Origin of the sequence: Micromonospora sp. NPDC005686 (assembly GCF_042871665.1) — a bacterium.
In the GTDB taxonomy this organism is placed as follows: domain Bacteria; phylum Actinomycetota; class Actinomycetes; order Mycobacteriales; family Micromonosporaceae; genus Micromonospora.
On the sequence record NZ_JBIAIY010000005.1, the window covers coordinates 348,629 to 368,998 of the forward strand.

The 20,370-nt window shown below is 74.7% G+C and carries 20 protein-coding genes and 1 pseudogene; 9 read left to right on the top strand and 12 right to left on the bottom strand.

Features of this window, described 5'->3' with window-relative positions:
• Positions 1 to 112 precede the first annotated feature (112 nt).
• The 3 genes from ACFYON_RS14850 to ACFYON_RS14860 all read right to left on the bottom strand — a co-directional run bounded on the left by ACFYON_RS14850 (position 113) and on the right by ACFYON_RS14860 (position 4,952).
• Positions 113 to 1,048 carry a serine hydrolase domain-containing protein gene (locus tag ACFYON_RS14850; protein ID WP_355015011.1) on the bottom strand — a complete coding sequence of 312 codons (936 nt, stop codon included), beginning with the start codon at positions 1,046 to 1,048 and terminating at the stop codon, positions 113 to 115.
• Between the two features lie 92 nt (positions 1,049 to 1,140).
• The gene (gene recG / locus ACFYON_RS14855) at positions 1,141 to 3,342 is read right to left on the bottom strand and encodes an ATP-dependent DNA helicase RecG (protein WP_354865842.1); all 2,202 of its coding nucleotides are present in this window, start codon (positions 3,340 to 3,342) and stop codon (positions 1,141 to 1,143) included.
• Complete coding sequence (locus tag ACFYON_RS14860; RefSeq protein ID WP_354865844.1) at positions 3,339 to 4,952, bottom strand: DAK2 domain-containing protein; 1,614 nt, start codon at positions 4,950 to 4,952, stop codon at positions 3,339 to 3,341. Before ACFYON_RS14860 ends, recG begins: the two co-directional genes overlap by 4 nt.
• Before the next feature lie 210 nt (positions 4,953 to 5,162).
• On the opposite strand from ACFYON_RS14860, the gene rpmB reads away from it, so the two are divergent.
• Both rpmB and ACFYON_RS14870 read left to right on the top strand, forming a co-directional pair.
• Positions 5,163 to 5,354, top strand: coding sequence for a 50S ribosomal protein L28 (gene rpmB, locus ACFYON_RS14865; RefSeq protein ID WP_013284551.1), 192 nt, complete (start codon positions 5,163 to 5,165; stop codon positions 5,352 to 5,354).
• Positions 5,355 to 5,578: 224 nt separating this feature from the next.
• Positions 5,579 to 6,835 (top strand): ATP-grasp domain-containing protein, encoded by a 1,257-nt coding sequence (locus ACFYON_RS14870; protein ID WP_354865846.1) that lies wholly within the window; start codon positions 5,579 to 5,581, stop codon positions 6,833 to 6,835.
• Here ACFYON_RS14870 and ACFYON_RS14875 read toward each other — a convergent pair.
• Both ACFYON_RS14875 and ACFYON_RS14880 read right to left on the bottom strand, forming a co-directional pair.
• Positions 6,832 to 7,299: a GNAT family N-acetyltransferase gene (locus ACFYON_RS14875; protein WP_354865848.1), complete on the bottom strand. Its 468-nt coding sequence runs from the start codon at positions 7,297 to 7,299 to the stop codon at positions 6,832 to 6,834. The genes ACFYON_RS14870 and ACFYON_RS14875 overlap by 4 nt on opposite strands.
• Before the next feature lie 76 nt (positions 7,300 to 7,375).
• Positions 7,376 to 8,323 (bottom strand): thiamine-phosphate kinase, encoded by a 948-nt coding sequence (locus ACFYON_RS14880; RefSeq protein ID WP_354865850.1) that lies wholly within the window; start codon positions 8,321 to 8,323, stop codon positions 7,376 to 7,378.
• Between the two features lie 163 nt (positions 8,324 to 8,486).
• Here ACFYON_RS14880 and ACFYON_RS14885 point away from each other — a divergent pair, with 163 nt between their 5' ends.
• Complete coding sequence (locus ACFYON_RS14885; RefSeq protein ID WP_013284547.1) at positions 8,487 to 8,720, top strand: Lrp/AsnC ligand binding domain-containing protein; 234 nt, start codon at positions 8,487 to 8,489, stop codon at positions 8,718 to 8,720.
• Positions 8,721 to 9,311 carry a DUF3515 domain-containing protein gene (locus ACFYON_RS14890; RefSeq protein ID WP_354865851.1) on the top strand — a complete coding sequence of 197 codons (591 nt, stop codon included), beginning with the start codon at positions 8,721 to 8,723 and terminating at the stop codon, positions 9,309 to 9,311.
• Between the two features lie 15 nt (positions 9,312 to 9,326).
• Here ACFYON_RS14890 and ACFYON_RS14895 read toward each other — a convergent pair whose 3' ends face one another.
• Both ACFYON_RS14895 and ACFYON_RS14900 read right to left on the bottom strand, forming a co-directional pair.
• Positions 9,327 to 10,430 (bottom strand): D-alanine--D-alanine ligase family protein, encoded by a 1,104-nt coding sequence (locus tag ACFYON_RS14895; RefSeq protein ID WP_354865853.1) that lies wholly within the window; start codon positions 10,428 to 10,430, stop codon positions 9,327 to 9,329.
• Positions 10,431 to 10,593: 163 nt separating this feature from the next.
• The gene (locus tag ACFYON_RS14900; protein ID WP_354865855.1) at positions 10,594 to 10,812 is read right to left on the bottom strand and encodes a hypothetical protein; all 219 of its coding nucleotides are present in this window, start codon (positions 10,810 to 10,812) and stop codon (positions 10,594 to 10,596) included.
• Between the two features lie 234 nt (positions 10,813 to 11,046).
• Between ACFYON_RS14900 and ACFYON_RS14905 the strand changes: the two genes are divergently transcribed.
• Together ACFYON_RS14905 and ACFYON_RS14910 are read left to right on the top strand one after the other, a co-directional pair.
• Positions 11,047 to 11,898 carry a helix-turn-helix transcriptional regulator gene (locus tag ACFYON_RS14905; RefSeq protein ID WP_354865857.1) on the top strand — a complete coding sequence of 284 codons (852 nt, stop codon included), beginning with the start codon at positions 11,047 to 11,049 and terminating at the stop codon, positions 11,896 to 11,898.
• Complete coding sequence (locus ACFYON_RS14910; protein WP_354865859.1) at positions 11,895 to 12,095, top strand: DUF397 domain-containing protein; 201 nt, start codon at positions 11,895 to 11,897, stop codon at positions 12,093 to 12,095. The genes ACFYON_RS14905 and ACFYON_RS14910 overlap by 4 nt, the downstream gene beginning before the upstream one ends.
• Positions 12,096 to 12,105: 10 nt before the next feature.
• On the opposite strand, the gene ACFYON_RS14915 is transcribed toward ACFYON_RS14910, so the two are convergent.
• The 5 genes from ACFYON_RS14915 to ACFYON_RS14935 form a co-directional block, all read right to left on the bottom strand.
• Entirely contained in the window at positions 12,106 to 13,155 is a 1,050-nt protein-coding gene (locus tag ACFYON_RS14915; RefSeq protein ID WP_355093690.1) for an ROK family protein, read from the bottom strand.
• An 84-nt stretch (positions 13,156 to 13,239) separates the two neighbouring features.
• A complete protein-coding gene (locus tag ACFYON_RS14920) occupies positions 13,240 to 14,031 on the bottom strand; it encodes a putative protein N(5)-glutamine methyltransferase (RefSeq protein ID WP_354865863.1) in 792 nt (263 codons plus the stop codon).
• Between the two features lie 172 nt (positions 14,032 to 14,203).
• Positions 14,204 to 15,322: a cystathionine gamma-lyase gene (locus ACFYON_RS14925; RefSeq protein WP_354865865.1), complete on the bottom strand. Its 1,119-nt coding sequence runs from the start codon at positions 15,320 to 15,322 to the stop codon at positions 14,204 to 14,206.
• A gap of 11 nt (positions 15,323 to 15,333) precedes the next feature.
• The gene (locus ACFYON_RS14930; RefSeq protein ID WP_354865867.1) at positions 15,334 to 16,341 is read right to left on the bottom strand and encodes an NAD(P)H-dependent glycerol-3-phosphate dehydrogenase; all 1,008 of its coding nucleotides are present in this window, start codon (positions 16,339 to 16,341) and stop codon (positions 15,334 to 15,336) included.
• On the bottom strand, positions 16,338 to 17,063 hold the full coding sequence (locus tag ACFYON_RS14935) for a lysophospholipid acyltransferase family protein (RefSeq protein ID WP_354865869.1): 726 nt from the start codon (positions 17,061 to 17,063) through the stop codon (positions 16,338 to 16,340). The genes ACFYON_RS14930 and ACFYON_RS14935 overlap by 4 nt, the downstream gene beginning before the upstream one ends.
• Positions 17,064 to 17,158: 95 nt before the next feature.
• Between ACFYON_RS14935 and cofC the strand changes: the two are divergent.
• The 3 genes and pseudogenes from cofC to ACFYON_RS14950 form a co-directional block, all read left to right on the top strand.
• Positions 17,159 to 17,782, top strand: a pseudogene (cofC, locus tag ACFYON_RS14940) (2-phospho-L-lactate guanylyltransferase); the annotation flags it as partial.
• 24 nt (positions 17,783 to 17,806) lie between these two features.
• The gene (locus ACFYON_RS14945) at positions 17,807 to 18,004 is read left to right on the top strand and encodes a cold-shock protein (RefSeq protein WP_043330566.1); all 198 of its coding nucleotides are present in this window, start codon (positions 17,807 to 17,809) and stop codon (positions 18,002 to 18,004) included.
• A gap of 54 nt (positions 18,005 to 18,058) precedes the next feature.
• On the top strand, positions 18,059 to 20,365 hold the full coding sequence (locus ACFYON_RS14950) for an RNA degradosome polyphosphate kinase (protein ID WP_354865871.1): 2,307 nt from the start codon (positions 18,059 to 18,061) through the stop codon (positions 20,363 to 20,365).
• The last annotated feature ends 5 nt before the right edge of the window (positions 20,366 to 20,370 follow it).

The window sequence follows — 20,370 nt, forward strand, 5'->3', positions numbered from 1 at the left end:
TGTTGTGGGGGGGGCCCCGCCGCCCCGGGACCCGCCCCCCCCCCCCCCCCCCCCGGGGGCCGCCCCCCCCCCCGGGGGGGCCCGCCCTCGCCATTTGCGTGCCACCGACGGCTCAGACGGTGTCGAGCACCGACGTGACAGCGGCCGGGTTCACCTCGGCCTGGTTGGCCAGCAGGACGAGCCGCTCGTCCGAGTCGGGCAGCCAGGCGGCGAACGCCTTGTAGCCGCCGTTGTCCCCCGAGTGGTGCACCGCCCGCCGGCAGGCCAGCGGGCCGACGAAGAACCCGTAGCCGTACGCCTCCCCGGGCCGGCCGGTCGGCGCGTGCGGGGTGGTCAGCGCCGCCACCGAGGCCGGGGTGAGCAGCCGGCCCCGGCGCGGTACGTCGAGCCAGGTCAGCAGGTCCGCAGCGGTGCACCAGACGTCACCCGCGCCCATGCTCACCGTCGCCAGGTCCCAGGACGGCACCGGACGGCCGTCCTCGTGCCCGACCGCCACGTCCGGCCGGTCGTCGCCCGCACCGGCGAAGCTGCCCGTCATGCCCAGCGGCGCGAAGACCTCCTCGGCCAGGAACCCGGCGTACGGCCGCCCGGCCACCCGTTCCACGGTCCGGGCCAGCAGCACGTAGCCAGGGCTGCTGTAGTGCCACCCCGTCCCGGGCGGGAACAGCGGCGGCAGCGCGGCGAACCGGCCGAGCAGCTCGTCCGGCTCGGCCGGCCCGTGCAGGTCGACAGCCGGGTACTCCTCCCAGTGGCCCAGGCCGGAGGTGTGGGTGAGCAGATGGTGCAGCGTGATGCCGGACCACTCCGGCGGCGGCGTGCCGGGCAGCCACCGGGTGACGGGGTCGGTCAGGCGCAGCGCGCCGCGCTCGGCGAGCAGCAGCACCGCCACGGCCGCCATCTGCTTGCTGATCGAGGCGATCTGGAACCGCGTGGCCGGGGTGCACGGTCGGCCGGACGTCTCGTCGGCCGCCCCGACGACCCGGTCCACAAGGAGTTCGTCGCCCCGGGCCAGCAGCAGCACACCGCGTTCGAGGAATGGTGTCGACATCTGCGCGAGCCTAGGCACGCGACGCGGGTGCCGCAGTCCCGCGGACCCGCACCAGCGCGTTCACCGGGCACGCCGGCCGCCGCCCTCGTGCGTCAGCCCTTCTCCAGGTATTCGGCGCGTTCCTCGTCGACGAGCGCGGCGACCGACGCCGCCAGCGCCGGATGCCGGGACAGATCCGGGTCCTCCTCGACCAGCTCGATCGCCTCGGCCCGCGCGTCGCGGATCAGCTCGGCGTCCCGCAGCAGCGACAGCAGCCGCAGGTGCGAGCGGCGGCCGGACTGGGTCGCGCCCAGCACGTCGCCCTCCCGGCGCTGTTCCAGGTCGAGCTCGGCGAGCTTGAAGCCGTCGGTGGTGGAGGCGACCGCGTCCAGCCGCTCCCGCGCGGAGGATCCCTCCACCGCCTCGGTGACCAGCAGGCACAGACCGGCGGCCGAGCCCCGGCCGACCCGGCCGCGCAACTGATGGAGCTGGGAGACGCCGAACCGGTCGGCGTCCAGCACGATCATCACCGTCGCGTTCGGCACGTTCACGCCGACCTCGACCACAGTGGTCGCGACCAGCACGTCCAGCTCGCCGTCGGCGTACGCGCGCATCACCGCGTCCTTCTCGTCGGCCGGCAACCGCCCGTGCAGCACCCCGATCCGCAGCCCGTGCAGCGGCCCCTCGGCCAGCAGCGGGGCCACCTCGGTCACCGCCAGCGGCGGGCGCCGGCCGTTGTCGTCCTCCCGCGGCGCCTCCTCGTCCGACACCGGACCCTCGCCGATCCGGGGGCACACCACGTACGCCTGGTGGCCCTTCGCGACCTCCTCGCGCAGCCGGCGCCAGGCCCGATCGAGGAACGCCGGCTTCTCGGCGGCCGGGACCACGTGCGAGGCGATCGGCGAGCGGCCCTGCGGAAGCTGGGACAGCGTGGAGGTCTCCAGGTCGCCGTAGACGGTCATGGCGACAGTGCGCGGGATCGGGGTGGCGGTCATCACCAGGACGTGCGGCGGCTGCTCGGCCTTCGCGCGCAGCGCGTCGCGTTGCTCCACGCCGAAGCGGTGCTGCTCGTCCACGACCACCAGGCCGAGGTCGTGGAAGTCGACGCCCTCGTACAGCAGGACGTGCGTGCCGAGCACGATGCCGGCGCGGCCCTCGGCCACCTCGGCCAGCGCCCGGCGCCGGGCCGCCGCGCCGAGCGAGCCGGTGATCAGCTCCACCCTCGTGGCGTCGTCGGCGGCACCCAGCTCACCGGCCCGGCCGAGCGGCCCGAGCAGGTCGAGGATGCCCCGGTGGTGCTGGGCGGCGAGCACCTCGGTCGGGGCCAGCAGCGCGGCCTGCCCGCCGGCGTCGACCACCTGGAGCATGGCGCGCAGCGCCACCACGGTCTTGCCGGAGCCCACCTCGCCCTGCAGCAGCCGGTGCATCGGGTGCGCCCGGGCCAGGTCGGCGGCGATCTCCCGCCCGACGACCTGCTGGCCGGAGGTCAGCTCGTACGGCAGCCGGCCGTCGAACGCGTCCAGCAGGCCGCCCGCCTTCGCCGGCCGGGCCCGTCCCGGCGACGCCGCCGCCCGGTGCTTGCGCTGCACCAGCGTGAGCTGCACGGCGAACGCCTCGTCCCACTTCAGCCGGCGGCGGGCCCGGTAGAGCGCCTCCTTGCTGGTCGGGCGGTGGATCTCACGCAGCGCGGTGCCGATGTCGGCCAGGTTGCGGGTGGCCCGCACGGTGGCCGGCAACGGGTCCTCCGGCGGGGTGAACGTGTCGAGCACGACGCGGACGCAGCGGGCGATCACCCAGGTCGGCACCGCCGCCGCGGCCGGGTAGACCGGGATCAGCGCCCCGGCGAACTCCTCGACCTCCTCGTTCGCCGCCGCCTCTCCCTCGCCGCCCTCGCCGAGCAGGACGTACTCCGGGCCGTTGAGCTGCCGCTTGCCCCGGAACTCGGTCACCTTGCCGGCGAACAGGCCCCACCGGCCGGGTCGCAGCTCCCGCTCCCGCCACGCCTGGTTGCCGAAGAACGTGCAGGTGAGCAGGCCGCCGGAGCCGTCGCCGACGGTCACCTCCAGCAGGTTGCCGCGCCGCTGGCGCATCGGGCGCACGGCGGTGCGCTGCACCTGGGCGAGCACCGTGACCTGCTCCCCCACGTCGAGCGAGCGGATGTCGGTGTGCTCGCCGCGCTCGTCGTACCGGCGCGGGAAGTGGTAGATCAGGTCGCCCGCGGTGTGCAGGTCGAGATGCCCGGCCAGCGCCTTCGCCGTGCGCTCGCCGACCAGCTTCTTCAGCGGCGTGTCGACAGTGGCCGCTTCACCCGTCATTCGACCCCCACCAGGAGCGGATAGTGCGGCTGACCGCCCTCGTACGCCTGCACCTCGACGAACGGCCACGCCCTCTCGACGTGCGCGCGGACCCGGTCGGCCAGCCCGGCCGGCGCATCGGCGCCGCAGAGCAGCGTGACCAGCTCGCCGCCGCCACCGAGCATCCGGTCGACCACGGCGGTGCAGGTGTCGACCAGATCCTGCCCGATCAGGTGCACCTCGCCCTCGACCAGGGCCAGCACGTCGCCCGGGCGGGCCGGTCCGGCGACGGTGAGCGCCTCCCGGGCGGCGTGGCAGACCTCGGCGTACCGGCAGGCGCCGGCCGCCTCGGCCATCGCGATCACGTCGTCCTCGAACCGCCGCTTCGGATCGCGTACGGCCAGCGCCGCGAGCGCCTGCACCGGCGAGCGGGTCGGCACCACGCTCACCTTCACGCCCAGGCCGTGCGCCTCCCTGGCCGCCGCGCTCGCCACCGACTGGGTGTTCGGGTCGTTCGGCAGCACCACCACCCGGGCGGCGCCGGTGGCCCGGATCGCGTCGAGCAGCTCGCCGGTGGACGGGTTGGCGGGCACCACCACGGCGCCCTCGGCCGCGAACAGCTCCGCGATGCCCGCGCCGGTGGCCACCACCACAGCGGCCCGTCCCTCGGGCAGCGGCGCCTGGGGTCCGGGCGCCGGGGCGGCCCGGTCGGCGAAGCGGGTCACGCCGATCCGGTGCGGGCGGCCGGCGACCACGCCCGCCTCGACCGCCGCCCCGATGTCGTTGACGTGCACATGCACGTTCCAGGTGCCGGCGCCGTCGCCGACGATCGCCAGGGAGTCGCCGAGCGCGTCCAGCTCGGCGCGCAGCCGGGCCACCGCCTCGTCGTCCGCGTCGAGCAGGTACTGCACCTCGTAGGCGTACGCGTCGGAGCCGCTCTCCCGCACCGCGGTGGCCGGCGCGCGGCGGACGGGCGGCGCGGGCGCCGGCTGCGCCGGGCTCTCCCCCGTGATCACCTCGACCAGCGCGTCCAGCAGCAGGCACAGGCCCCGCCCGCCGGCGTCGACCACGCCCGCGCGGGCCAGCTCCGGCAACTGCTCGGGGGTACGCGCCAGCGCGTGCGCCGCCGCCTCGGCGGCGGCACCGGCCACGGCGCGCAGGTCGTCGCTGTCCGCCCGGCGGGCCGCGTGCGCCGCGGCGGAGACCACGCTCAGCAGCGTGCCCTCGACCGGCCGGGCGACTGCGGCGTAGGCGGCGGCGGTGGCGTCGGACAGGGCGTCCGCGAGCTGCCGCCCGCGCACCGCGGGCACGGCGGCGAGTGTGTCGGCGAGGCCACGCAGGATCTGCGAGAGGATCACGCCGGAGTTGCCGCGTGCCCCGAGCAGCGCGCCCCGGGCCATCAGCCGCAGCGCGTGCCCGTGCGGGGTGTGCCCGTCGTCGGGGAGCGTGCCGAGGTTCATGGCCAGGGCCTGCTGGGCCGAGGTGAGCGTGAGCACCAGGTTGGTGCCGGTGTCGCCGTCGGGCACCGGGTAGACGTTCAGGTCGTCGATCTCGCCCTGGTGGGTGCGGAGGGCGGCCAGCCCGCTCGCGCACCAGCGGCGTACCGCTGCGGCGTCGAGGGTCTCCAGCACGTCGGGAAGCCTACTGGCGCGCACCGACACGCGCCGGGGTCGTCCGCCGCGTGTCCGCCCCGGCGGACGGCCCGGCCGGGACGCCGGTACGCTGGGTGGGCTCGCGAAAGGGCCGGTTGGGCGTACCGACTGTCATCGGGTAACCTGACCAGGTTGCCCGGGCAGCGCCTGGCGGCGACCTCATGAACGTTTCAATCCCAGGAGTATCCCGTGGCTAGCGTGTGCGACGTCTGTGGCAAGGGGCCGGGCTTCGGCCACAACGTGTCCCACTCGCACCGGCGGACCAACCGCCGCTGGAACCCGAACATCCAGTCGGTGCGTACCCCGGCCGGTGGTGGCACCACCAAGAAGTTGCAGGTCTGCACCTCGTGCATCAAGGCCGGCAAGGTCACCCGCGCCTGACGCGGTAGCGCCACCGGAAACATCGTCGGTCGCCGGCGGATCCCTTCGGGGGTCCGCCGGCTTCTGTCGTGTGTCCGGCAACCCGCCGCACCCACCGGCTCGGTATCGGCCGAGCCGCCCTGGCACCCCTGACCGACCGCCCGGTGACCTGCTGGAACCAGCCGGTTAGGGTGCTGCTGCGCCGGCCGTCCGGTTCCGGCGCGAGCCGTGGGGAGGTGTGACCGGTGGACCTCGATCTGGGTCGCGAGCAACTGGTGGTGGTGGGCGCGTCGTTCGGCTCGCTGAGCTGGTTCGACCAGGAGCTGCCGCCCGGCAGCGTGGTGCTCATCGAGGAGCCGGACGTGGCCGCCCGCCGCGACCTGGCCCGGTTCGCCGACCGGCTGCCGATGATCGGGCGCCTCGTCGTGGCCGAGTACCAGACCGGCTTCGACGCGGACGCCCTGCTCGCCCGCGAGCCCGGCCTCGCCGACGCCCGGCTGGTCCTGCCCGGCCTGGAGTACGCGGTCGGCGCCACCGCCCGGCTCGCCGAGCGGCTCGGCCTGCCGGGCGCCGGGGTGGAGGCCGCCGACGTCTTCTCCGACAAGCACCGGATGCGGCTGCTCGCCGACCGGATCGGGCTGGCCAACCCGGCGTACGAGCTGGTCGACGACCCGGCGCGGGCGGTGGAGTTCGCCGAGGCGCACGGCGGCCGGTGCGTGCTCAAGCCCACCCGCCGCTCGGGCAGCCTGGGCGTGCAACTGATCACCGAGCCAGCCGAGGTGCCGGCCCACTGGGCGGCCAGCGCCGCCCCGCCCGACCCGGCCGAGGCCACCGAGCGCGGCCTGCCCACCGGTGTGCTGGTGGAGGAGCTGCTGGTCGGCTCCGAGCACAGCGTCGAGCTGCTGGTGGCCGACGGCGAGGTGATCTTCGCCAACGTGACCGACAAGCGGATCGCCGGTGGCCGCTACCCGGTCGAGACCGGCCACACGGTGCCGTCCGCGCTGCCCGCCGCCGCGCACGACGCGCTGCGGTCCGCCGCGGTACGCCTCGCCGAGGCGGCCGGCTTCCGCAGCGGCATGCTGCACAGCGAGTGGATCCTGGTCGACGGCGTGCCGACGCTCGTGGAGTGCGCGGCCCGGATGCCCGGCGACATGATCACCGCGCTCATCTCGATCGCCTACGAGCGGGACGTCATCGAGGCGTACCTGCGGGTGCTGCGCGGCGAACGGCCGGCGCTGCCGGCGCGGGCCAGCGGCGCGGCGGCGATCGAGTTCCTGATCGCGCCGCCCGGCCGGGTCACCGCCGTGGACGGCAGGCGCGACGCGCTGCGCGTGCCGGGCGTGCTCGACGTGCAGGTGGAGACGAAGGTCGGTCAGATCGTGCCGGAGCTGCTCTCCTCGGCGCACCGCAGCGGGCACCTGATGGCCTGGGGCGCGACACCGGACGAGGCCGCGGATGCCGTACGCCGCGCCGCGAGCGAGATCCGCATCTCGGTGGGCTAGAGGGTGCGGCCGTACGACAGGCAGCCCGGGGCGTCCTTGTAGAAGCCGAAGTTCGGGATCCGCTCGTAACCGGCCGAGGTGTACATGGCGATCGCCTCGGGCTGCTTGTCGCCGCACTCCAGCACGATCCGCTTGCGGCCGTGGTCGCGGGCGGATCGCTCGACCGCGGCGAGCACCGCGCGGGCCACGCCCCGGCCCCGGGCCGCCGGGTCGGTGTACATGCGCTTCAGCTCGGCCGTGTCGTCGCCGTCGCCGTGGCTGCGCCAGCCCCCGCAGCCCACCGGCCGCCCGTCCAGGTAGGCGACGAGAAACGTGCCGTCCGGCGGGGTGAACTCGGCCGCGTCGACGGGGGTCTCGTCGCCGCTGCCGCCGTACCGGGCGCCGAGGTCGGCCAGCGCCGCCCGGATCAGCGCCTGCGACTCGGGCGCGTCGAAGCGCCGCTCCCGGATCTCGATCTCGCTCACCGTGCCAGGTTACGACCGCCGCCGGCCCGACCCCGGCCGGGCGGCCCGGGGTCGGACGCAGATCACTCCGGACCCGCTACTCCGCTCGCCTGAAGTGGTCCCAGCCGCGCGGGCCGCTGTAGGCGGCGCCGTCGACGGTGACCCCGGCACCGTCGGCCACCCGCCCGACCGGCTGCCATCCGTCGGGCAGCGCGGCGTCCCCGGGGAACGTCGCCGCCAGCGCGTGGTCCTCGCCGCCGGCGAGGACCCAGGTGTACGGGTCGACGCCGAGCGCCTGCGCCGCGTCGCGCATCTGCCGGGGCACCTCGAACGCGTCGCGGTTCAGGTCGATCGCCACGCCGCTGGCGGTCGCCACGTGCCCGAGGTCGGCCAGCAACCCGTCCGACACGTCGATCATGGAGGTGGCCCCTGCCGCTGCGGCAGCCGGTCCGGCGGCGTACGGCACCTCGGGGCGGCGGAACGCCTCGACCAGCAGCCGGGGCGTGCGGAAGCCCCGGGAGAGCACGGTGTAGCCCGCCGCCGACCAGCCGGTGCGCCCGGCAAGCGCCACCACGTCCCCCGGCCGGGCGCCGGAGCGGACCACCGGGGCGCGGCCGGCCAGGTCGCCGAGCGCTGTCACCGCGACGGTGAGCGTCGGGCTGCCGGACATGTCCCCGCCGACCACGCTCGCGCCGACGAGCGCCGCCTCCGCGCCCAGCCCGTCGGCCAGTTCCTCGGCCCAGGCCGGGTCCAGCTCGGCCGGCATGCAGAGCGCGACCAGCAGGGCGGTCGGGGTGGCGCCCATGGCGGCGATGTCGGCGAGGTTCGCCGCCGCCGCCCGGTGGCCCACGTCCCGTGCCGACGACCAGTCCCGGCGGAAGTGCCGCCCCTCCACCAGCACGTCGGTCGAGGCGACCACCCGCCGGTCCGGCGCGGCCACCACCGCGCCGTCGTCGCCGGGGCCGAGCAGGCAGTTCCGTCCCTGCGCCAGCCGGGCGGTCACCCGGCCGATCAGGCCGAACTCGCCGACATCAGTGACAGTCATTCCGTTCCCTCGCTCCGCTGCGTCGTTCCGCACGTCCCACCCCCACCCGTACCGGCGTGTGCTCGCTCACCGCGTCCGACCGGCAACCGATAGGGATCACGGCCGCTCAGTACGGTAGTTTCACCCTTCAGGTCGCCCGGAGGCGACGGACGGAGGTCGAGTCGTGGTACAGGCGTACATCCTCATCCAGACCGAGGTCGGCCGGGCGCGTGACGTGGCCGGTCTGATCGCGGATCTGGCCGGCGTGGTACGGGTCGACGCCGTCACCGGGCCGTACGACGTGGTCGTGCTCACCGAGGCGAACACCGTCGACGAGCTCGGCAAACTCATCGTCAGCAAGGTGCAGATGGTGCCCGGCATCACCCGCACCCTCACGTGTTCGGTGGTGCGGCTGTAAGTGGACGAGAAGGACACCTCCTCTCCCCGCCGGGACGGCGGCACCCGCCGTGCCGCGCTCTGGGCCACGCTCGTCGCGGTGCCGGTGACCGTGGCGGTGGCCGCGTTCACGTTCGCCAAGCTCGCCCCGGAGTCGCCGGAGGCCGAGCCGAGCGCGTCGGCGAGTCCCCGGGCGCAGTCCAGCGCGCCGGTCGAGATGCCCGCCCCGGCGCTGGCCGAGCGCCCGACCGTGCTCTGCCGGGCCCTGATGTCGCAGCTTCCGGACCGCGTGCGTGACCTGCCGCAGCGTCCGGTCACCGCGGGCCCGGAGCAGAACGCCGCGTACGGCGACCCGGCGCTGACGGTGGCCTGCGGCGGCAGTCCGGCGCAGTTCCCGCCCACCGACGAGGTGTGGACGGTCAACAAGGTCTGCTGGCACGCGGCCGAGGAGGCCGACGCCACGGTACTGACCACCGTCGACCGGGAGACCCCGATCCGGGTCCGGGTGCCGAAGTCGTACGAGCCGCCGCTGCAGTGGGTGACCTCGATCTCCGACACGATCGTCAGCTCGGTCCCCTCGGCGAAGCAGGCCCCCTCGGGCTGCTCCGCCTGACGCCCGGCCGGCCGGTCAGCGGCCGGCGCGGCGGTGCAGGGCAGTACGGATCAGACGGTTCACCAGCTTCGGGTACTCCAGCCCGCTGGCCGACCACATCCGCGGGAACATCGACGTCGGGGTGAAGCCCGGCATCGTGTTGATCTCGTTGAGGTAGACGTCCATCTGCGGGGTGACGAAGAAGTCGACGCGGGCCAGGCCGGAGCAGTCCAGCGCGGTGAAGGCCCGGGTGGCGTAGTCGCGCACCTGCCGGGCGACCGGCTCGGGGAGGTCGGCCGGCACGTCGTACTCGCAGACCTCGTCGGCGAAGATGTACTTGGCCTCGAAGTCGTACCAGTCGCGGTCGCCGATCATCCGTACCTCGGCGAGCACCGACGCCTCGGGAGCGCCACCCGCCTCGCCCTCCAGCACGCCGCACTCGATCTCGCGGCCCACCACCGCGCTTTCGACGAGCACCTTGCTGTCGATCTCGCGGGCGGTGACGAGCGCGGCGTCCAGGTCGGCCCAGTCGTCGACCTTGGTGATGCCGAACGAGGAGCCGGCCCGGGACGGCTTGACGAAGACGGGCAGGCCCAGGCGCTCCTTGTCCTCCTCGCTCAGCGACATGCCGGCGCGCAGCACCGCGTACGGGCCGACCGGGATGCCCTCGGCGGCGCAGAGCTTCTTGGTGAACTCCTTGTCCATGGCCGCGGCGGAGGCGAACACGTTCGCGCCGACGTAGGGGAGGTCGGCCATCTCCAGCATCCCCTGGATGGTGCCGTCCTCGCCGTACGCCCCGTGCAGCACCGGGAAGACCACGTCCACGTCGGCGAGCGCCACCGGCCCCTGGGCCGGGTCGAGCACCATCAGGCCGCCGAGGGCGGGGTCGGCGCGCAGCACCAGTTCGGCGCCGGAGCCGGCGGTGATCTCGGGCAGTTTGCGGTCGGCGATGGCGAGCCGGCTCGGGTCGCCGTTGGCGAGCACCCACTGGCCCTGCCGGGTGATGCCGACCGGGATCACCTCGAACTCGTCCGGGTCGAGCGCGGCCAGCACGCTGCCCGCGCTGACGCAGGAGATGCCGTGTTCGGGGCTGCGGCCGCCGAAGACGATCGCCACACGGGTCTTACCTGGGGTGGTCATTGTCACCTCATCGTTCGCGGCTGCGGCTGGCCGTGCTCGCCGGTGGCGCTCACCCGACTGACCTTACTGTGCGTTGCCGCAAGCGGTGGTCGTTACCCGGGGAGAGGCGGAGTCGCGTGGCAAACGGTCAAGGTGACATATACGGGGAGTAACGGAACGGTGCTCACCAGGCCGGGTGCCGGGGCCTGCGGCCGACCGCGATGACCTTCACCCGCTGCCGGCCGGCCCGCACCATGCCCAGCGCCATGAAGGCGCCGGCGATCCGGTCGGCCGCCTCCCGGCTGCTCGCGCCGACCACCTGACGGCGGCGCTCGGGACTGGTCCGTTCGTCGCGCCACGCACTCGGACGCACGTCGGTGAGGACCACGAGGAACCTGGTCATCGCGGATCCCCCCCGTCTCGTGGGGCCAGCAGGGGCACGCGGCGGCCGGATCGTGGGGGAGTAAGAGATCCGGCCACCGCGCGCCCCGTCCCCTCCGGTCGCTCACCGCCACCGTCGCCACGACAACCGACGGTGAGGACGCCGTCACACATTGGCATGTTTACAAGCATGAATGCAACTCTCATCGACTTTCTCTCATGCCCGCTTTCCCAAAAGATGTGCGACCATCGATACATGGCGCCGAAGACCGCCCGGGCCCGACGGCTCGGCATCGCCCTGCGAACCCACCGGGAAGCCGCCGGGCTCACGCTGGAAGCCGCGGCTGACGAGATCAACAGCACCCGGAGCACGCTGTCCCGCTACGAGAACGCCCAGACGCTCGTCAGTCCCGCCACCGTGCGCGCGCTGCTGACCAGCTACGGCGTCGACCCGGCCGACATCGCCGCGGCGGTGGAACTGGCAAAGGACGCCCGCAAGCCGGGCTGGTGGGTCTCCTACTCGTACCTGCTGGACCGCCGCACCATCGACTTCATCGCGCTGGAGGCGGAAGCCACCGGCATCGCGAACTTCGAGCCGTCGGTGGTGCCCGGTCTGCTCCAGACCGCCGACTACATCCGCGGGGTGATGCGCGGCGGGCCGCACACGCTCAGCGACGAGCAGGTGGAGCAACGGGTCCGGCTCCGGCTGGATCGCCAGCAGCGGCTCTCCGGCGCCGAGCCGCCGATCCTCGACGCCATCATCGACGAGGCCGCGCTGCTGCGCCCGGTCGGTGACCGCTCGGTCATGTCCGGCCAGCTCCAGCACCTGCTGAAGACGATCGAGCTGCCGAACGTGACGGTGCAGGTGATCCCGCTGGCCGCCGGCTACCACCGGGGCACCCGGGGATCACTGCACATCCTGGAGTTCGCCGACCCGGAGGATCCGATCATCGCCTCGGTGGAGACCGTCGCCGGGCAGATGATCCTGGACCGGCCGGGTGACCTGCGCACCTGCGTCAAGATCATGGAGCACCTGCGGACCGTTGCGCTGAGCCCGGCGGCCAGTCGGGACCAGCTCCTCCGCCTGGAACGAGAGGTGACCAGATGAACGGCACGAACCGCGCCGCCCCGGCGCCGGCCGGCTGGCGTAAGAGCAGCCACAGCGGCGACGAGGGCGCCTGCGTGGAGGTGGCCTCGCTGACCGGCGCGGTGGCGGTCCGCGACTCGAAGGATCCGGCCGGCCCGGTGCTGGTGTTCGCGCCGCGCGCCTGGGCCGCGTTCACCGCCGCGCCGCCGGGCGCCTGAGCGGTCCGCGTCAGCCGAGAGGGGCGGCGGCGGTGCGGGTGCCGCGTACCGCTTCCAGCGCCGCGATGGCCACCCCGCGCGCCCCGGCCATGTCCCGGTCCGGCACCAGCGCGAAGGTGGAAACCGCCCGCTGCTCCTCCCGGAGCACCGTGTGCTCGGCGACGGTGGCGAGGAACCAGTCCCGGAACTCCGGCGCCGCCTCCACCACACCCCCGCCGACGAAGTACGCGTGCGGATCGGTGAAGTTGGCCGCGATGGTGAACAGCCGGCCCAGCGCCTTCGCCTGCTGGGTGAACACCAGGCGGGCCAGCGGGTCGCCCCGCTCGCCGTATCCGCGCAGCAGCTTCGCCGCCCGGTCCGGCTCCTCCGCCGCGAGCGGGTGCTCCGGGTGCCGGGCCAGCCAGTACGGCAGCAGGTTGCGCCGGATCGCGGTGAGCGAGGCGACGCTCTCCGCGTCCCCGGTGAAGCCGCAGGCGCAGACCGGCGCCGCCTGGTCCGGCTCGACCAGGCCGTCCAGCGGGATGTGCACGTGCCCGAACTCGCCGGCCATGCCGGCCGCGCCGCCGACCACCCGGCCGGACTCCACCACGCCGCCGCCGAGTCCGGTGCCGACGATCGCCGACACCGACGACCGGGCCATCGCCGCGGCGCCGAAGTGCACGTGATGGGCGTAGAGCGCGGCGGCGTTGCCGTCGTTCGCGTACACCACCGGCAGGCCCAGCCGCCGCTCCAGCGCGCTGCGCACGTCGAAGCCGCGCCAGGCGGGCTGGGAGAAGTTCGTCGAGCCGCGGGAGGAGATGACGCCGGTGGCGCTGGCCGGGCCGGGCGTGTCCAGCCCGACCGCGCGGACCAGGTCACGCGGCACGCCGGTGTGCGCCAGCACGCCGTCGAACGCCCGCGCCAGCGCCTCCACCGCCGCCTCCGGGCCGGCGCCGACGTCGCTCGGGATCTCCAGCAGCCCGTCCACCAGGAACCGGCCGTCGACGGTCAGCACCGTGGCGTTGTCGCTCGTGCCCCCGTTGTCCAGCCCCACCACCACCGGCACACCTGCGCTGTCCACCGCCACCGCCTCCCGCCGCGCCTGATCCGAGGCTAGTTCCCGTCCTGGCCACCCGTCACGCCCCCGCGCGGACTCCCGTAGCGGTCAGCCGGGACGGCGGGCGGTGACCGCCGTGGCGTCCCACTCCTCGTCGCGTACCACTTCCGGGTCCAGCCCGGCGGCGGTGAACACGGCGCACAGCGACGGGGCCTGTGCGGCGCTCGCCTCGACCACGACGTGCCCGCCCGGGGCGAGCCACTCGGCCGCGCCGGAGGCGACCCGGCGCAACACGGCCAGGCCGTCCGCGCCGCCGTCCAGGGCCACCGGCGCCTCGTACAGGCGTGCCTCGGCCGGCAGCGAGGCCACTGCGGCGGTCGGCACGTACGGCGCGTTCGCCACCACCAGGTCCAGCCGGCCACGCCGGCCGGCCGGCAGCGCGTCGTACAGGTCGCCCTGGTAGACCGGGACGCCGAGTGGTTCGAGGTTGCGCCGGGCGCAGGCCACGGCCACCGGATCGATGTCGGCGGCGGCCAGCCAGCGCGGCGCGAGCCGCTCGTGCAGCACCACCGCGGCGGCGCCGGAGCCGCAGCACAGGTCGAGCACCGCCGGCGCCGGCCCGGCCAGCGCCGCCGCCGTGTCGACCAGCAACGCGCTACGACGGCGCGGCACGAAGACCCCGGGGTGTACGGCGATCCGCCGGCCGCAGAACTCGGCCCAGCCGAGCAGGTGCTCCAGCGGCAGGCCGGCGACGCGACGGTCGACCAGCCGGGTCAGCGCCGGCGCCGAGTCGGCGGCGGCGATCAGCAGGTCCGCCTCGTCCTCGGCGAAGACGCAACCGGCGGCGCGTAACCGCCGGACGAGGGCCGGACGATCGGGAGTGAATACCGTGGATGCCATGGCAAGCCTTTCGGGAAGCGCTCGTCGGCGCCCCCGGCGTCGCCTCAGCTCCGAGGCGACGCGGACTCGGAGGGAGCGCCGGTCCTCTGCTTGGGAATCGGACTCACCTCCTCGGGTCGGGGCCGCACGGGCCGTGGCTGCCCGTCACCATAGCCCAGCGGCAGTCGCGCCGTCAGCCCGCCGCGTCGAGCGCGGCGGCCACGTCGGCGAGCAGGTCGGCGGTGTCCTCGACGCCGCAGGAGAACCGCACGAAACCCGGTGTGGTGGCATCGCCCCACTGGGCCCGCCGGTCGGCCGTCGTGTGCAGCCCGCCGAACGAGGTCGCGGCGGCCACCAGCCGGGAGGCGCCGAGGAACCGGGCCACCCGGCCCTCGTCGCCCAGGTCGAACGAGAGCACGCCCGGCACGCGCCGCATCTGGGCCGACGCGACCGGGTACGCCGGGTCGTCCGGCCGGCCGGGCCACCGCACGCCGGTGACGTCCGGCCGGGCCGCGAGCAGATCGGCCAGCGCCCCCGCGTTCGCGGTCTGCCGGGCCAGCCGCAGGTCGAGCGTGGCCAACGAGCGGTGGGCCAGCCAGCAGTCGAACGCGCCCGGCACCCCGCCGGTGGTGGTGCGCCAGGTGGTCGCCGAGTCCCGCAGCCCGGCGTCCCGGGTGACCAGGTAGCCCAGCAGCAGGTCCGAGTGGCCGGTCAGCGCCTTGGTGCCGGAGGCGACCACCACGTCCGCGCCGAGATCCAGCGGGCGCTGCCCGAGCGGCGTGGCGGTGGTGTTGTCCACCGCCACCAGCGCACCGGCGGCGTGCGCGGCCCCGGCCACCGCCCGCACGTCGACGACGTCCAGGCCGGGGTTCGCCGGGGTCTCCAGCAGCACCAGCCGCACACCCTCGAACGACGGGTACGGCCCGGCGGTCGGCACGAGCACCACGCGCACGCCGAGCCGCTCCAGCGCGTCGGAGGCGAACGAGCGCACCGCGTAGTAGCCGTCGGCGGGCAGCAGGACCGTGTCGCCGGGGCGCAGCAGGGCCAGCAGCAGCCCGGTGATGGCGGCCTGCCCGCTGGCGAAGACCCGGCAGTCGCCGCCCTCCAGCTCGCCGACAGCGGTCTCCAGCAGCCGCCGGGTGGGGTTGTCCGGCCGCCCGTACTCGTCCGTCGCCGCCGACGGGCCGCGCTCCGGATCCAGGTGGTACGGCGCGGCGAAGACCGGGCCGGGCAGGAACGGCTGCCCGGGTACGGCGTCCGGCAGCCCGGCGTGCACGCTGCGCGTGCCGTCGCCCCAGTGCTCGCTGCCCATCCCGGCTCCCCTCACTCGTACGACTCGGGCTTGGCGGTACGGCTCATCAGCGCGTCCACCGCCAGGCGCGGATCCATCCCCTCGTGGCAGATCCGCTCGATCTGCTCGGTGATCGGCATCTCCACCCCGTGCGCCCGGGCCAGGTCACGGATGGCCAGGCAGCTCTTGACGCCCTCGGCGGTCTGCCGGGTGGCCGCCTGGGCCTGCTCCAGCGTCTCCCCCCGCCCCAGGTGCTCGCCGAAGGTGCGGTTGCGGGCCATCGGCGACGAGCAGGAGGCGACCAGGTCACCCATGCCGGCCAGCCCGGCGAACGTGATCGGGTCGGCGCCGAGCGCCACGCCCAGCCGGGCGGTCTCGGCCAGGCCGCGGGTCATCAGCATGGCCCGGGTGTTGTCGCCGAAGCCCATCGCGGTGGCGATGCCGTACGCCAGGGCGATCACGTTCTTCACCGCGCCGCCCAGCTCGCAGCCGATCACGTCGTCGTTCGTGTACGGGCGGAGGTACGGGGTGCGGATGGACGCCTGCACCAGCGCGGTCCGCCGGCTGTCGGTGCCCGCGACCACTGTGGCGGCCGGCTGCTCGGCGGCGATCTCCGGGGCCAGGTTGGGCCCGGAGACGACCACCACCCGGTCGGCGGGCACCCCGGCGGTCTCCATGATCACCTGGCTCATCCGCTTGGTGGTGCCCAGCTCGATGCCCTTCATCAGCGAAACCAGCGTGGCGTCCGGCGCCAGGTACGGCGTCCAGTCGCCGAGGTTGCCGCGCAGCGTCTGCGACGGCACCGACAGCACCACCACCTCGGCGCCCTCGATCGCCTCGGCGGCGTCGCCGGTCGCGGTCACCCGCTCGGGCAGCCGCACGCCGGGCAGGTACTCCGGGTTGTGCCGCCCGGTCCGGATCGCCTCGGCCACGGCGGCCCGGCGGGCCAGGACCGTGACGTCCCGCCCGGCGTCGGCGAGGATCTTGGCGAACGCGGTCCCCCAGGAACCGGCGCCCAGCACGGCGACGTGCCCGCTCATTCGGTGACCTCCCGGATGCCGGTGCGGGCGGGCCGCTGCCACAGCGGCGGTGGCGTGCCGCCGCGGATCTCCGCGACCAGATCCCGGATGCGCAGCATGATGGTGTCCGTCATCTCCTCCAGGATCGGCCGGGTCGGCGTGGCGCCTGCCCAGGGGCTCAGGTCCACCGGCGGCCCGGCGATCACCGTCACCGGGGTACGCGGGCGCAGCCCGAACCGGGCCGTACGCGGGTCGAACATCCGTTCCGGGCCCACCATGGCGATCGGGACCACCGGGGCGCCGGTGGCCAGCGCCAGCCGGGCCGCGCCGGTCTTGCCCTTCATCGGCCACAGGTCCGGCTCGCGGGTGGTGGTGCCCTCCGGGTAGATCACCACCGCGCCCCCCTCGGCCAGCGCGGCGACCAGCTTGTCCAGCGACTTGACCGCCTCGACGGTGTCGCGCTCGACCGGGATCTGCTGGCACCGGTGCAGGATCCAGCCGACCACCGGCACCCGGAACACGCTCGCCTTGCCGAGGAAGCGCGGCCAGCGCCCGGCGTCGTAGACGAAGTGCGCGACCACGAGCGGGTCGGCGTGCGAGATGTGGTTGGGCACGAGGATCACGCCGCCGTCGTGGCGCAGGTGTTCCATGCCCCGCCAGGCGCGCCGGGTCCAGACCGTCATCAGCGGCTTCACCAGCACCACGGCGAGCCGTCGCCAGAACCCCAGCCTCCGCCGTGCCACTGTGCCTCCTCGATCCGCCACGCGCCCCGGGACAGAATCATGCCTGTTCGCCCCCGCTGCGGCCAGTGCGGGTACCGGCGCTCTCCGCTGGCAGGATGGTCGGCGTGTCTGAGGCCCGCTGGACCGTGGTGACGCCGGTGAAGCGCCTTCCGGCGGCGAAGAGCCGGCTGCGGGGCGCGCTGCCCGGCGTACCCCATGAGGAGCTGGCGCTGGCCCTGGCGGCCGACACGCTGCGCGCGGTGCGGGCGTGCCCGGCGGTCGCCGGGGTGCTCGTGGTCACCGACGACCCGCGGGTGAGCGCGGCGGCCGGCGCGGCCGGCGCCCGCGTCGTCGGCGACCCCGGCGGCGGGCTGAACGCGGCGTTCCGGCACGGCGCGGCAGCGGCCGGGCCGCGCGCCGCCGTGGCCGGCCTGACCGCCGACCTGCCGGCGCTGCGACCGGCCGAGCTGGCCGCCGCGCTGCGGGCCACTCACGGGGTACGCGGATTCGTGGCGGACGCCCCGGGCGCAGGCACGGTGCTGCTGGCCGCGCCCACCGGGGCGGCGCTGGCGCCCTGCTTCGGGCCGGGCTCGGCCGCCGCGCACGCGGCGAGCGGGGCGCTGCCGCTGGCCGGCGACTGGCCCAGCCTGCGCCGGGACGTGGACACCCCGGCCGACCTGGCCGACGCCGCCGGGCTGGGCGTGGGGCCGCACACCGCCGCGCTGCTGGACCGGGTCGCCGGAGCGGTCCGGTACGGTGCTGGCATGCAGGGCACGGTGGCGACCTACGACGCGTCGACCCGCAGCGGCGTGCTGCTGCTCGACGACGGCACCGAACTGGCGTTCCCGGCCCGCGCGTTCGACGCCTCCGGGCTGCGGTTGCTCCGTTTGGGGCAGCGCGTCCGGATCGAGCGGGACGCCGACGGCGAGGTGGTCCGGGTCACCCTGCCGACGATGGCGTGAACAACCTGGCCCGAGTTCATTTTCCGTTCACCCTCTTCGGGGAATCATGAGGTGGTGAGCACCCCTCGCGAGCACCCCGACAGCCCGCCGCCGATCCTCGACCCCGGCACGCCCCGCAACGGCAGCCCCACCCGCGGCCAGGACGGGCGGTTCCGCCCGACCCGGCCCCCGGAGGAGCGCCTCGGCGCCGATCCGGACGCGGCCGGCGCGACCGGGCTGGACGAGCCGCTCGACCCGGTGGAGGGTCCCGGCCCGGCCGACGAGACCGCTGCGGACGCCGGCCCGCGGGCCGCGCCGCCGCTGCCGGAGGACCGCTTCCTCAACCGGGAGCTGTCCTGGCTCGACTTCAACGCCCGGGTGCTGGCGCTCGCCGAGGATCCGCGTACCCCGCTGCTGGAACGGGCGAAGTTCCTGGCAATCTTCGCCAGCAACCTGGACGAGTTCTACATGGTCCGGGTGGCCGGGCTGAAGCGGCGGCTCTCCGCCGGCCTGCCGGTACGCGGCGGTGACCGGCTGCCGCTGCGCACCCAGCTCGAACTCATCACCGAGAAGGCCGCCGGCCTGGTCGCCCGGCACGCCGCCTGCCTGGTCGACGACGTGCTGCCGAAGCTCGCCGCCGAGGACATTCGCATACTGCGCTGGAGCGACCTGGACGACGCCGAGCGGGAACGGCTGCGCACGTGGTTCCGGGAACACATCTTTCCGGTGCTCACCCCGCTGGCGGTCGACCCGGCGCACCCGTTCCCGTACATCTCCGGCCGGTCGCTGAACCTGGCCGTGTCGGTACGCGACCCGGACGGCGGCTCGGAGCTGTTCGCCCGGGTCAAGGTGCCGAACAACGTGCCCCGGTTCGTCCGGGTGCACCGCGACCAGCCGGGCGTGCGGTTCCTGCCGGTGGAGGACCTCATCTCGGTGCACCTCGGCCAGCTGTTCTCCGGCATGCAGGTGGTCGAGTGCCACCTGTTCCGGGTGACCCGCAACGCCGAGGTGGAGGTGGACGAGGACCGCGACGAGGACCTGCTCCAGGCGCTGGAGCGGGAACTGGCCCGGCGCCGGTTCGGCCCGCCGGTACGCCTGGAGGTCGCCGCCTCCGTCTCCGACCGCATGCTTGAGCTGCTGGTCCGCGAGCTGGACATGGACGGCCACGACGTGCTGCGCGTGCGCGGCCTGCTCGACCTGTCCGCGCTCTGGCAGGTCTACGGCGAGGCCGACCGGCCCGACCTGAAGGACCCGCCGTTCGTGCCGGCCACCCACCCGCGGCTGGCCGAGGGTGAGGTGCCGCGCAGCGTCTTCGCCACGCTGCGCGACGGCGACGTGCTGGTGCACCACCCGTACCACTCGTTCGCCACGAGCGTGCAGCGCTTCGTCGAGCAGGCGGCGGCCGACCCGAACGTGCTCGCCATCAAGCAGACGCTCTACCGCACCAGCGGCGACTCCCCGATCGTGGACGCGCTGGTCGACGCGGCCGCCGCCGGCAAGCAGGTGGTGGTGCTGGTCGAGCTGAAGGCGCGCTTCGACGAGGTGGCGAACATCGGCTGGGCGCGCACGCTGGAACGGGCCGGCTGCCACGTGGTGTACGGCCTGGTGGGGCTCAAGACGCACTGCAAGACCGCGCTGGTGGTACGCCAGGAGGGCAACCAGATCCGCCGCTACTGCCACATCGGCACCGGCAACTACCACCCGAAGACGGCCCGGCTCTACGAGGACTTCGGCATGCTCACCGCCGACCCGGAGATCGGCGCCGACCTGACCGACCTGTTCAACGTGCTCACCGGCTACAGCCGGCAGACCGCGTTCCGGCGGCTGCTGGTGGCGCCGCAGGGCATCCGCAGCGGCCTGATCGAGCGCATCGACCGGGAGATCGGACACGTCCGGCTGGGCATGCCCGGGCTGGTGCAGTTCAAGGTGAACTCCCTGGTGGACGAGGAGATCACCGACGCGCTCTACCGCGCGTCGCGGGCCGGCGTGCACGTGGACCTGCTGATCCGGGGCATGTGCACGCTGCGGCCGGGCGTGCCGGGGCTGTCGGAGAACATCCGGGTCCGTTCGATCCTCGGCCGGTTCCTGGAACACTCCCGGATCTTCCGGTTCGGCAACAAGGGCGACGCCGAGTTCTGGATGGGCTCGGCCGACCTGATGCACCGCAACCTGGACCGCCGGGTGGAGGCGCTGGTGCAGGTGAGCGACCCGGTGGCCCGGGCCGAGCTGGACCACGTACTCACCGCCGCGTTCGATCCCGGCGTGGACGCGTTCGAGCTGGCCGCGGACGGCACCTGGCACCGCCGCGCCGGGGACGGCGACACGGCGCTCACCCACCTTCAGGATCTGTTGCTGCGCCGGGTCGGCGGAAGGGCGGACTGAGCGGA

What these genes read in the sequence shown, in the direction of transcription:
- ACFYON_RS14945 (WP_043330566.1), top strand. Translation starts at nt 17,807, where the DNA reads ATGCAGGGCACGGTGGCGACCTACGACGCGTCGACCCGCAGCGGCGTG.
- ACFYON_RS14850 (WP_355015011.1), bottom strand. Translation starts at nt 1,048, where the DNA reads ATGTCGACACCATTCCTCGAACGCGGTGTGCTGCTGCTGGCCCGGGGC.
- ACFYON_RS14900 (WP_354865855.1), bottom strand. Translation starts at nt 10,812, where the DNA reads ATGACCAGGTTCCTCGTGGTCCTCACCGACGTGCGTCCGAGTGCGTGG.
- ACFYON_RS14930 (WP_354865867.1), bottom strand. Translation starts at nt 16,341, where the DNA reads ATGAGCGGGCACGTCGCCGTGCTGGGCGCCGGTTCCTGGGGGACCGCG.
- ACFYON_RS14880 (WP_354865850.1), bottom strand. Translation starts at nt 8,323, where the DNA reads ATGACTGTCACTGATGTCGGCGAGTTCGGCCTGATCGGCCGGGTGACC.
- ACFYON_RS14920 (WP_354865863.1), bottom strand. Translation starts at nt 14,031, where the DNA reads ATGGCATCCACGGTATTCACTCCCGATCGTCCGGCCCTCGTCCGGCGG.
- ACFYON_RS14925 (WP_354865865.1), bottom strand. Translation starts at nt 15,322, where the DNA reads ATGGGCAGCGAGCACTGGGGCGACGGCACGCGCAGCGTGCACGCCGGG.
- recG (WP_354865842.1), bottom strand. Translation starts at nt 3,342, where the DNA reads ATGACGGGTGAAGCGGCCACTGTCGACACGCCGCTGAAGAAGCTGGTC.
- ACFYON_RS14910 (WP_354865859.1), top strand. Translation starts at nt 11,895, where the DNA reads ATGAACGGCACGAACCGCGCCGCCCCGGCGCCGGCCGGCTGGCGTAAG.
- ACFYON_RS14905 (WP_354865857.1), top strand. Translation starts at nt 11,047, where the DNA reads ATGGCGCCGAAGACCGCCCGGGCCCGACGGCTCGGCATCGCCCTGCGA.
- ACFYON_RS14895 (WP_354865853.1), bottom strand. Translation starts at nt 10,430, where the DNA reads ATGACCACCCCAGGTAAGACCCGTGTGGCGATCGTCTTCGGCGGCCGC.